Consider the following 273-nt stretch of genomic DNA (forward strand, 5'->3'; position numbering starts at 1 on the left):
TTCCGGCACCTCGACACCTCGGAAGCACCCAGCAGAACCAAGAAGGCGTTTCCCCTTGAGCGTCTGAAAGGCATGCCATGTATCGGCAACCGGCTGATCGCTGAACTTGACGGCGTACTTGAAAACCTCCATGAACTCCTCGGCGGGATCTCCAACGATGGGCCGCACATCAACGATGAAGCTGTCCCCGGTGATCTGGTGCCAATCCCGCGACAAGCGCTCCTGGCTGGGCTCGACCTCGGCCAAGGCGATCATGTGCAGGTGCGGGTGCCA

1 pseudogene is annotated in these 273 nt (G+C 60.4%); it reads right to left on the bottom strand.

Features of this window, described 5'->3' with window-relative positions:
• A pseudogene (locus tag ABG80_RS18395) lies at positions 1–255 on the bottom strand (protein rep); the annotation flags it as partial.
• Positions 256–273 lie beyond the last annotated feature (18 nt).

The organism is Aquabacterium parvum, assembly GCF_001447195.1.
In the GTDB taxonomy this organism is placed as follows: Bacteria; Pseudomonadota; Gammaproteobacteria; order Burkholderiales; family Burkholderiaceae_C; genus Aquabacterium; species Aquabacterium parvum.